This is a genomic window from Planktothrix sp. FACHB-1355 (assembly GCF_014748295.1).
GTDB lineage: Bacteria > Cyanobacteriota > Cyanobacteriia > Cyanobacteriales > Aerosakkonemataceae > Aerosakkonema > Aerosakkonema funiforme_A.
The window spans coordinates 1-10,735 of sequence record NZ_JACJUP010000089.1; the positions used below are offsets into that span (position 1 = coordinate 1).

8 protein-coding genes and 1 pseudogene are annotated in these 10,735 nt (G+C 48.0%); 7 read left to right on the forward strand and 2 right to left on the reverse strand.

Features of this window, described 5'->3' with window-relative positions; genetic code table 11:
- Together H6S82_RS06580 and H6S82_RS06585 are read left to right on the forward strand one after the other, a co-directional pair.
- Nucleotides 1-380, forward strand: a 380-nt coding sequence (locus H6S82_RS06580) for an RsmE family RNA methyltransferase (RefSeq protein WP_191056103.1), incomplete at its 5' end; no start/stop codon positions are given.
- Between the two features lie 35 nt (nt 381-415).
- Nucleotides 416-1,501, forward strand: a complete 1,086-nt coding sequence (locus H6S82_RS06585; protein ID WP_190465805.1) for a tetratricopeptide repeat protein — start codon at nt 416-418, stop codon at nt 1,499-1,501.
- On the opposite strand, the gene H6S82_RS06590 is transcribed toward H6S82_RS06585, so the two are convergent.
- Entirely contained in the window at nt 1,494-2,000 is a 507-nt protein-coding gene (locus H6S82_RS06590) for a hypothetical protein (protein ID WP_190465807.1), read from the reverse strand. The two genes, H6S82_RS06585 and H6S82_RS06590, sit on opposite strands and share 8 nt — an antisense overlap.
- A gap of 582 nt (nt 2,001-2,582) precedes the next feature.
- Here H6S82_RS06590 and sir point away from each other — a divergent pair.
- From sir to H6S82_RS06605, 3 genes are all read left to right on the forward strand, one after another.
- On the forward strand, nt 2,583-4,598 hold the full coding sequence (gene sir, locus H6S82_RS06595; protein ID WP_190465809.1) for a sulfite reductase, ferredoxin dependent: 2,016 nt from the start codon (nt 2,583-2,585) through the stop codon (nt 4,596-4,598).
- A 4-nt stretch (nt 4,599-4,602) separates the two neighbouring features.
- A complete protein-coding gene (locus H6S82_RS06600) occupies nt 4,603-4,800 on the forward strand; it encodes a hypothetical protein (protein ID WP_190465811.1) in 198 nt (65 codons plus the stop codon).
- 247 nt (nt 4,801-5,047) lie between these two features.
- Nucleotides 5,048-7,114, forward strand: a complete 2,067-nt coding sequence (locus H6S82_RS06605) for a tetratricopeptide repeat protein (RefSeq protein WP_190465813.1) — start codon at nt 5,048-5,050, stop codon at nt 7,112-7,114.
- A gap of 163 nt (nt 7,115-7,277) precedes the next feature.
- Here H6S82_RS06605 and H6S82_RS06610 read toward each other — a convergent pair whose 3' ends face one another.
- The gene (locus H6S82_RS06610) at nt 7,278-8,114 is read right to left on the reverse strand and encodes a pentapeptide repeat-containing protein (RefSeq protein WP_190465815.1); all 837 of its coding nucleotides are present in this window, start codon (nt 8,112-8,114) and stop codon (nt 7,278-7,280) included.
- 325 nt (nt 8,115-8,439) lie between these two features.
- On the opposite strand from H6S82_RS06610, the gene ilvD reads away from it, so the two are divergent.
- Complete coding sequence (gene ilvD, locus H6S82_RS06615) at nt 8,440-10,125, forward strand: dihydroxy-acid dehydratase (RefSeq protein WP_190465817.1); 1,686 nt, start codon at nt 8,440-8,442, stop codon at nt 10,123-10,125.
- A gap of 127 nt (nt 10,126-10,252) precedes the next feature.
- A pseudogene (locus H6S82_RS06620) lies at nt 10,253-10,735 on the forward strand (hypothetical protein); the annotation flags it as partial.

Here is a 10,735-nt window from a genome sequence, read left to right on the forward strand (position 1 = left end):
TCGATCGCTGGCGGCGTATTGCCACGGAAGCAGCCGAACAATCAGAACGTCAAATCGTACCCACAATCCTCGAACCGCTTCCCTTTACCACAGCATTAGCATTATATCAAGCCCATCATCAATATATCTGCGTCGAACGCGGTCACCATCCTCACCTACTAAATTGCCTAACGCACACACCCCAAAGAGCAGTGACTGTAGCCACCGGCCCAGAAGGAGGATGGACAGAAGCAGAAATAGAAACAGCTTGCGCCGCCTCTTTCCAGCCAGTTTCTCTCGGTCGCCGCATCCTAACTGCCGTACTCGCACCAATTGTCGCCCTCTCCCTGGTGGCAGCAGCCGCAGAAATGGGAAAAATGAATAATGAAGCGAAAATGTGACAGATCCCACACTATAATCCATATTTAAGATAGCTATGATAGATCAAGTTGCCGCTGCATTCGATCGCAAGGACTACCGAGAAGCAGCCCGCTTACTCAAACAACTAACACAGCAATCGCCCCAAGACCCTTGGGTGCAATTTTATATCGGACGCCTGCACGAAGTCACTGGCAAATCGGAAGCGGCAGAAAAAACTTATCGCCAGTTGCTGCGTAACACAACCATTCCCAAGATTATGGCGGTCGCTCGTCAAGGATTGCAGCGTTTGGAACAAAATGAAAAACAACGACGCCAACAAGCGATCGCAATGGCAAAAGCTGACCCCAAAAATACACAACCGGGCGTCCTCATCTTAGAACCGATAAGCAGCGAAGCCAAAACCCAAGCTGCCAAAAACTTTGCCCGCATCATGAACCTCGATCCTTACAAAGCGCGGCTATTGCTACCCAGTCGAGGTTGGCGGCTATATCGCACAGGTGCGATCGGCGAATTGCAACTATACAATCAAGAGTTGCTTTCTGCAAACATTCCCAACTTTTGTGCCACCCTAGCCGATATTCAAAAAATCAACGTTTTTCGCGTCAGCCATTTCCAGTCAGTTTCCCCTCAACCCACAGTCGTTTGCCACAACCAACAAAATCAGCTCGGTTCCCTCAGCTTTAATTGGCAAGAAGTGCGCCAAATCATCCCAGCGCGGTTGCCCATATTTGAAGAAGTTGTAGACCACGACCATCTCAAAAGATTGCAACGCCGAGTGGAAACTCAAGACTGGGCCCAAATTTGCGACCTACACCTACCCAGCAGGCGTTCGATTCTCCGCATTTACGATAGCGCCTACGAATTTCAGCAAGGGGTTGACTTTGCCTCCGAACACGAAATAGCTACCAACAGGAGAAACTGGAATCGTTTGATCGATTTTCTCAATTCTCGACTGTCTCATGCAAAAGTTTTAGCTGACTTTACCAGCTTTGCCGAGACAGCAATCGATCGCAGCGAACTTTTAGACAATATCCCATCCCACATCGAGCTGTTTCGTAGGGCTGAGTCCTACTGGGACCCAGCCTTCCAATTGTACAGCGGGCTAGTTTTCCTCAAATATTTGCCGTCAAATGCTATTTAGAAGTTTTTACCTGACGGGCCATATCCAGAAATGAGCTCATATTAGCTCCAGGACGTCGGCGACCGTTTGTGCTTGAGAGCGTAAGCAAATAGTTGGGAGCAAACGTAGAAGGAGCTTGGGGTTCGCTCTTGGCGTTAGCTTTTGCCACAGGTGCTGCTGCTTTGACAGCTTCTGGCTTGGGTGCTGCTTCTGCTTTAGCAGGCTGGGGTTTGGGTGCTGGGGCAGGTGCAACTGGTGCAGGTGCAGCCGCTACCGCCTCTGCAACTTTGGCAGGTTCCGCTTTGGGTGCTGACTCTACTTTCACCGCTTCGGCTTGTGCAGGTTTACTGCCATTACCCGTTTGGGCAGCTTGCGATTCATCTAATTCCAAGTAGTATCCACGTCCCTTACGAGTTTTAGGAGCGTTTGATTTGTCTTCCTTAGACTTCTTCCCAATGCCTAAAATTCCGCCAAAAAAGGCCATAATTCCCCCAAATATATTTTTGATAAAACCAAACATGAGAATTACCCCTGAAGGTTACCAAGTGGACTGAGAAAAGGTTGAAAACGTATCTCAAATTTCTGCCGCTTCCAACTAAAAACCTACAGGCTGGCTGTCAAGACACATAAGTTCATGCACAGCTTAAGATTTTTAGCGTGTGACAATCAAAAAATTAGAACTTGTGTGCGTTCAGGTTTAATTATGAAGTTTCACACTACTTATTGCAAGATTTTTTTACATTGCTTAACAATTATTAACTTTTCAATTTCATCTGGTCAAGGCTTGCGGAATAAGTGAGTATTTATTCCTAAAATAACTTGACAGAATATTTAAGAATTTCTTGATAAAGAAAAGTATTGAGGAGTGGGTATAGAAAATTAGATATTGTTTCCATTGTTTGCGGTGTAATGCCCGCTGCTAGATTGCCCGTTGCCCCAGGCTGCGCGACCCAGCTTTTTGTAGTGTTAAAATTGTGGTATTGTACATATTCCCGACCGGAATATCGGTTTTCACCAAATCAGGGTTCAACCATCCAAAAGTCTGTGGCGGCAACGGACACCTGGTTAAAATACCTAATTTAAAGTTGCACTCCTATTTCCCATGATTCAGTCTCCGACTCAAACTCCTACCGTTCCCAAGCTTTCCAAAGTAGAAGGATTAAAAGAACGCAGTAATTATTTGCGGGAACCCGTTGCCACAGAAATACTGCAAGACACGAACAGCTTCAGCGAAGACGCCATTCAGATTCTCAAGTTTCACGGATCTTATCAGCAAGACAACCGGGATAATCGGGTCAAGGGTCAAGAGAAGGACTATCAGTTCATGCTGCGTACCCGCTCTCCGGGTGGATTTATTCCGCCGCAGCTGTATCTTACCTTGGATCGGTTATCTCAGGAATATGGAAATCATACGCTACGAGCGACCACGCGGCAAGGTTTTCAGCTGCACGGGATTTTAAAGAAAAATCTCAAAGCCGCGATCGCCGCGATCGTCAAAAGTATGGGGTCAACTTTGGGTGCTTGCGGCGATCTCAACCGCAACGTCATGGCACCACCAGCACCCTTTAAAAATCGCCCAGAATACGACTGGGCTTGGGAATACGCCAACAACATCGCCGACTTGCTCACTCCTCAAACAGGCGCTTACTACGAAATTTGGCTGGATGGAGAAAAATTTGTCACGGGTGAAGAAAACCCAGAAGTAGTAGCGGCGCGGCAGAGCAACAGCAACGGCACGATCTTCCAGGACAAAGAAGAGCCGATTTACGGCACAAATTATATGCCCCGGAAGTTCAAGTGCAGCGTCACCGTACCGGGAGATAATTCGGTTGACTTGTTCTCCCAAGACCTGAGCTTGGTAGTCATAACCAACGATCGGCAAGAGTTACAAGGATTTAACGTTTACGCAGGTGGCGGACTGGGACGCACCCACAACAAAGAAGAAACCTTCCCCCGCGTTGCCGATCCGATCGGTTATGTAGCAAAAGAAGATGTCTACGAATTGGTCAAAGCGATCGTCGCCACCCAGCGAGATAATGGCGATCGCGCCGATCGGCGTCATGCACGGCTGAAATACCTGCTGGAAGAATGGGGCGTCGATAAGTTCCGCAGTGTTGTCGAAGGCTACTTCGGCAAAGCGATCGCACCATTAAAACCCCTGCCGGAATGGAAATATCTCGACTTCCTGGGTTGGCACGAACAGGGAGATGGCAAGCTTTTCCTGGGTATTTCCATCGAAAGCGGTCGGATAAAAGATGAAGGCAACTTTAAACTGAGAACCGCCCTGCGGGAAATCGTCGAGAAACTTCAACTGCCCATGCGGGTGACACCCCATCAAAATGTCGTTCTCTACGATATCGCACCAGAGCAACAGTCACAAATACAGCAAATACTCGATCGCTGCGGTATCAAAAAAGTATCCGAGATCGACCCCATAGTGCGCTACTCGATGGCTTGCCCCGCCCTACCCACCTGCGGTTTGGCCACCACCGAATCAGAACGAGCGATGCCCGGTATTTTAGACCGAATTCGGGCCCTACTTACCAAAGTAGGATTGCCAGAAGAACACTTTGTTGTGCGGATGACAGGTTGTCCCAACGGCTGCGCTCGTCCTTATCTGGCAGAACTCGGCTTTGTCGGCAGAGCTCCCAACGTTTACCAGCTGTGGCTGGGTGCAGACCCCCATCAAACTCGTTTGGCAGAACCTTATATCGAGAAGTTGGATATCCAAGATCTAGAAGCAGCCCTAGAACCTCTGTTTGTTTATTTCAAAGAAGAACGCCAACAACAGGTAGAACTGGAAAGTTTTGGTAACTTTTGCCATAGAGTAGGTTTAGAGGCCCTTCGCAGTTTTGCCGCTACTTATCGATCGGCACCAGCTGCGTTAGAGTTTACCAACGGTCATTCAGCTTCTTCTGTTATGGGCGAGACTATAGTCGAGACACCTTCCGAAACCACTGCTACTGCTACGAAAATTCGACGTCGCGTCACTGTTCGCGATGACGTTTATCAACGTCTGAAGGAGGCTGCCGCCACTCAAGGCAAGCCAGTGGTTGAATTAGCAACCGAGGCGATCGAAGCGTATTTAAACGCTAATTCAGACTCACAACCCTCCTAAAGGTTTGTTCGACTGGAAACGCTACCCAAGTTACGCTGTCTATCAGGCGATCGCATACCACAATTATGCGATCGCTTATCACCCTTGTTGCATCCTTTCTATTCGATCGCCATATTTTTCTCAAATCCTGTGGCGATCGCTCCTTGCTTCAGAAAAAATCCGACTGAGGCAAACTATAAAGCTCACGGCTTTGAGCCCGTGAGCTTTGTTGGTGAAGTACCAACACTTACTGCTTGCAGTAAGTGTTGGCTTCTTGTCTCATTTGCTATTGCCACGTTGGAAAACAAGTTCGGGACTCAACCCGATGATGGTTTTACATCGGACGTGGGGCTTCTTTTTGATTTAGCTAAAATTTTTTCAATCTATCACTAGGAAAGCTTCTGTCCTTCTTAGGCCCAGCCAATCTAAAATCTAAAATCTAAAATCTAAAATCCAAAATCCAAAATCGGATGACGACTGTCTCAGAATCTTTATTTGCTGCTATCCAACATTACGAAGCCGGTCGCCTAGCGCCAGCCGAACAGATATATCGTCAAATTCTACAAAAGCAGCCAGATAATCTTGATGCCTTGCAATTACTGGGCTTAACTGCCGTTAGGCTGGGCAAACACGACCTAGCCATTGAATGTTTTCGCAAAGCTGTCAAAATTGCTCCTAATGTGCCAGACTTTCCCTACAATTTGGCTATGGTGCTACAACAGCAAGGGCAGATTGAGGAAGCGATCGCTTGCTACCGACAAACATTAAACCTAGAACCGAATCATCCTGGAGCTTACTACAATCTCGGCAAGGCACTGCAAGAACAAGGTCAACTGCCAGAAGCAACCGTTTGCTACCAGCAAGCTACCATCCTCGCACCCGATTATGCCGAACCTTACAATTGTTTGGGTGTCGTCCTCCAGCAACAGGGACTGTTCCCTGAAGCGATCGCCTGTTACCGTCAAGCCTTGACAATTAAACCAAATTATGCTGAAGCATACAGCAATTTGGGGAGTGTGTTGTTTGGGCAAGAAGAACTAGAAGAAGCGATCGCTTGCTATCGCCAAGCTTTAGCGCTCAAACCAGATAATACTTTAGTTTACGGCAATTTAGGCGGTGCGCTTCACAAGCTGTATCGCTTTGCGGAAGCCATTGCTTGCTATCAAAAAGCCTTGGCGATCGAACCAGATCATCCGATAATTTACAACAATTTGGGCGTTACCCTCAAAGAAATGGGCGAGCTAGAGCAAGCGATTACTTGCTATCAAAAAGCCCTCGCCCTCAAGCCAGAATACACCGATGCTTACAGCAACTTGGGCAGTGCGCTCAAACAGCAGGGTCAGATCGAGGCAGCCATTACCTCCTACCATCAAGCCTTGGCGCTCAATCCTAAATTGCCAGAAGTTTACAACAACTTGGGCAGTGCCTTAGAAGAAGGCGGTCAGTCAACCGAAGCCATGAGCTGCTACCGTCAAGCCTTGGCATTAAATCCCAACTTGACAATGGCACAGAACAATTTAGCCCACGCGCTGATATTTCAAGGCGAGATAGAGAAAGCATTAACTTACTTACAGCCGAACAGCCAACTCAATCCAGACGATCGCTTCGATCGCGCATATCTGCTACTATTAGCTGGCGATTTCCGACGGGGATTCGCCGAATACGAGAGTCGGTGGCAAAGTCGGGAAACTCCGCCGCGTCCCTTTTCTCAGCCTTTGTGGGACGGCTCGTCTCTAGAAGGGCGAACAATTCTGCTGCACGCCGAGCAAGGATTGGGAGATACAATTCAGTTCATTCGATATGCTAATTTGGTGGCAACTTATGGCGGTAGCATCATAGTCGAGAGCCCTGCATCCCTGATCCGGTTATTGGAAAGCATTTCTTGTATCGATCGACTAATTCCCCAAGATAGCCCTTTGCCAGCATTTGAAGTTCACGCACCCCTGATGAGCTTGCCCTGGATCTTGGGAACTACAATAGAAACCGTACCGGCAGAAATTCCCTATCTCAAAGCGCCACAATCTTCTGTGCGACTAAAAGTTTTGTCTGACACTAAACTGAAGGTGGGAATTCTTTGGGCAAGCTACTCCAAAGGTAAGACAGCGAGAAAGCGATCGTGTCCGCTAGCTCATTTCCTAGAATTAACTAATATACCGGGGATTGGCTTTTACAGCTTGCAAAAAGATATCGAAGCAGGAGACCTCAACCAGTTAAACCAAACCACCCGCGTGCAAAACCTGTCTCCAGATCTGAACGACTTTGCCGACACAGCTGCGATCTTAATGCAGCTGGATTTAGTCATAACCATAGACACATCAGTTGCACATTTAGCTGGAGCCTTGGGTAAGCCAGTGTGGATTTTGTTGCCTTACGATCCTGACTGGCGTTGGATGTTGCAAAGAGAAGACAGTCCTTGGTATCCCACAGCACGGCTATTTCGTCAGCAACATCCCAGAGATTGGCGTAGCGTATTTGTGCGCGTGGCTGAAGAATTGCGAGCTTTAGATGATGCACCCTCGATCGAAAACAAAAATTAATATCATCTCAAAACTCAATTGCGAGTATTTTTGACTCAACGCTCAGCACACGGCTACCCCCTTTTTGGGCCTCAATGTTCTTCTGCAACTCCCCCACTTTCCCGCTCTCCCGCTCCCCTACTCCCCCCTGTGCATAACGGGGGTAATCGTAGCGGATTTGATATTACTCGTGGCTTCTACCATCGGGCATAATTGCGCCTTTGAGTTCAGCACCGCGTAGGTTAACCCGATTCAAATTGGCATCAATCAGTATCGCCTCGCTCAGAATAGCCCCCGTCAGATTAGACCAGCAAAGTTTCGCTCGATAGAGATTGGCCTTTTGGAAGTTAGTACTTCTTAGGGTTGCCCAACTTACGTTTGCGCCCCTTAAATTGGCTTGGCTGAGGTTAGCAGAAGTCAAATTTACGCCGCTGAGTTTTGCGCGGCTCAAATCTGCCCCACTTAGATTAGCTCCCTCTAAAACAGCTCCGGTGAGGACGGCATTGATAAGGTGGGCTTTCTCCAAAACAGCTCTACTTAAGATGGCATTTGTTAAAATCGCTCCATCTAGGATAGCTTCGCTCAGATTCGCATCGATCAGATTGACCCGATTCATGGGAGCATCAATTAGTTTAGCTCTACTCAGGTCAGCGCCTCGCATTTGGGCCTCACTGAGATTAGATTCGGTCAGGATAGCACCACTGAGATTAGCTCCCTCCAAATTGGCTCCCCGCAGGCTAGCATCGGTCAAACAAGCTTCACTCAAGTCGGCTGTATTTAGATTGGCTGCAATCAGGTTAGCTTCAGTCAAATTAGCTCGCAGGATGGCTCCCCGCAAGTTAGCCTCCCGCAGATTAGCCCCCATTAAGTTGGCTCCTGTGAAATTCGCTTGACTGAGATCTGCCCCGCGCAGGTTGATCTCGCTCAAATCCGCACCGATCAGAGATACTCCCCGCAAATTGGTCTCCCAAAAATCTCTCTCACCCGTCGCATATCGCCTCAGCAATTCATTGGCATCCATACTGTATGTCCATTTGTGACTTTATCCCCAGAGGCGAAGCATTTGGCTTTGGGCATTCCCTCGTGCCCACAAGGGTTTGCACAAACAAATACTTTATCCTGTACTGGTAATGGTTTGTTTCATCGATCATCCCAAATGCCACAAGCTTTTGTTGCATTCTGTTATTTTTAGCTACGCAACAACGATGCCTTCTGAGAAAATCAAAAACAAGGGTCATTGCACAAGTGTCATTGGTCATCAGTCATTAGTCAAAAGCAAACGACAAAAGACAAACGACAACTGACAACTGACAACTGACAACTGACAACTGACAAAGGACAAAAGAATGCCGGACAATCTTAGAAGCCAAGTCGTCACTCAGGGAACGCAGCGTTCGCCGAATCGGGCTATGCTGCGTGCTGTTGGTTTTGGTGATGATGATTTTACTAAACCTATTGTGGGTGTTGCCAACGGGTATAGCACGATCACCCCTTGCAATATGGGAATAAATCAGCTGGCTATTCGCGCCGAAACGGCTATTCGGACTGCGGGTGCGATGCCGCAGATGTTTGGCACGATTACGATCAGCGACGGCATTTCGATGGGAACGGAAGGGATGAAATATTCCCTGGTGTCGCGGGAAGTGATTGCCGATTCGATCGAAACTGCTTGTATGGGCCAGAGTATGGATGGGGTGCTGGCAATTGGCGGTTGCGATAAAAATATGCCAGGGGCGATGATTGCGATCGCTCGTATGAATATACCAGCCATTTTCGTTTATGGGGGTACGATCAAACCCGGCCATCACAACGGACGCGACCTCACTGTTGTTAGCGCTTTTGAAGCTGTAGGACAATACAGCGCCGGGAAAATTGATGCCAACGAGCTGCTGGAAGTGGAACGCAAGGCTTGTCCCGGTGCCGGTTCTTGCGGTGGTATGTACACCGCGAACACCATGTCTTCCGCTTTTGAAGCGATGGGGATGAGTTTGCCCTACTCTTCCACTATGGCAGCTGAAGATGCGGAAAAGGAGGAAAGTGCGGAGAAATCTGCTTTCGTTTTGGTGGAGGCAATTCGCAAACAACTGCTACCCCGCGATATTATCACTCGTAAGTCGATCGAAAATGCTATTTCTCTAATTATGGCTGTGGGCGGCTCGACGAATGCGGTGTTGCACTTTTTGGCGATCGCTCACGCTGCTGGTGTCGAATTATCCCTGGATGATTTTGAAACTATTCGCGCCCGCGTTCCCGTATTGTGCGATTTAAAACCATCGGGCAGATTTGTGGCGACTGATTTGCACAAAGCTGGCGGGATTCCGCAAGTGATGAAAATGCTGTTGGTACACGATTTGCTCCACGGCGATGCCCTCACCATCACTGGTCAAACAATTGCGGAAGTGTTAACCGATGTTCCGGAGGAACCGCCCGCCAATCAAGAAGTTATCCGTCCTTGGAGTAACCCGATGTATTCTCAAGGACATTTGGCTATCTTGCGGGGAAATTTGGCCACGGAAGGGGCGGTAGCAAAAATTACCGGAATTAAGAAGCCGCAGATTACTGGGCCAGCGCGGGTGTTTGAATCGGAAGAAGAGTGCTTGATGGTAATTATCGCCGGACAAATTAAGCCTGGGGATGTGATTGTCGTTCGCTACGAAGGGCCGAAAGGTGGGCCGGGAATGCGGGAAATGCTGGCACCCACTTCGGCAATTATCGGTGCGGGATTGGGAGATTCGGTAGGATTGATTACGGATGGGCGTTTTTCCGGCGGAACTTACGGGATGGTGGTCGGTCACGTTGCGCCGGAGGCAGCTGTGGGCGGTGCGATCGCTCTGGTGAAGGAAGGCGATACGATTACGATCGATGCTCATGCGCGATCGTTGCACCTGCACGTCTCTGATGAAGAGTTAGCACGCCGTCGCGCTGAGTGGCAACCCCCCAAACCGCGTTATACGATGGGTGTGTTGGCAAAATACGCTAAGTTGGTATCTTCCAGCAGTGTTGGTGCCGTGACGGATTTAGGTTTATTCTAGACCGATGGGTAGATGCGATCGCATCTTCAACAAGATTGCAGATTGCAAATTGAAAAAAGTAATTATTCAATTTGCAATCTCAATTCTGAAATTTCAAATTATCTGAGAGGACAACATCTCAACTATTATGGAAGTCAGTCTCCCTCAGCAGGTTGTTAAAAGCTTCGATCGAGTTAAAGATTTTTCCACAGAAGTTACTCGCAATGCAGTTGATAATGTCAGCCAAACTGCTGACCGAGCAATTAATACTGTTGGCGAAACAATGGAGAAAGCAAAAGATTCCATAACGGCAACTACCGCCAATGCAGTCAACACTTTAGTTGAAGCAACTCATCAAGCTATTAGTACGGTTAGCAATACTGCCGCACAAGCAAAAGATTCTTTAACTGAAACTGCATCTATTACAGTTCATAATATTACGACTGCAACCGATAAGGCCGTCGATAATATAACCGAAACTACCTCTACAGCTATTGAAAACTCTGTTGGCGCTTACATTGATAAGCAACTGGATAGCATCAGACTTTGGATTGATTCTCATGCAATCCTATCATGGGTAACGAAAGCGTTTGTATGGGGAATATCTCACCCCATTTTAAGCATAATTGTG

What these genes read in the sequence shown, in the direction of transcription:
- H6S82_RS06605 (WP_190465813.1), top strand. Translation starts at nt 5,048, where the DNA reads ATGACGACTGTCTCAGAATCTTTATTTGCTGCTATCCAACATTACGAA.
- H6S82_RS06610 (WP_190465815.1), bottom strand. Translation starts at nt 8,114, where the DNA reads ATGGATGCCAATGAATTGCTGAGGCGATATGCGACGGGTGAGAGAGAT.
- H6S82_RS06590 (WP_190465807.1), bottom strand. Translation starts at nt 2,000, where the DNA reads ATGTTTGGTTTTATCAAAAATATATTTGGGGGAATTATGGCCTTTTTT.
- ilvD (WP_190465817.1), top strand. Translation starts at nt 8,440, where the DNA reads ATGCCGGACAATCTTAGAAGCCAAGTCGTCACTCAGGGAACGCAGCGT.
- sir (WP_190465809.1), top strand. Translation starts at nt 2,583, where the DNA reads ATGATTCAGTCTCCGACTCAAACTCCTACCGTTCCCAAGCTTTCCAAA.
- H6S82_RS06585 (WP_190465805.1), top strand. Translation starts at nt 416, where the DNA reads ATGATAGATCAAGTTGCCGCTGCATTCGATCGCAAGGACTACCGAGAA.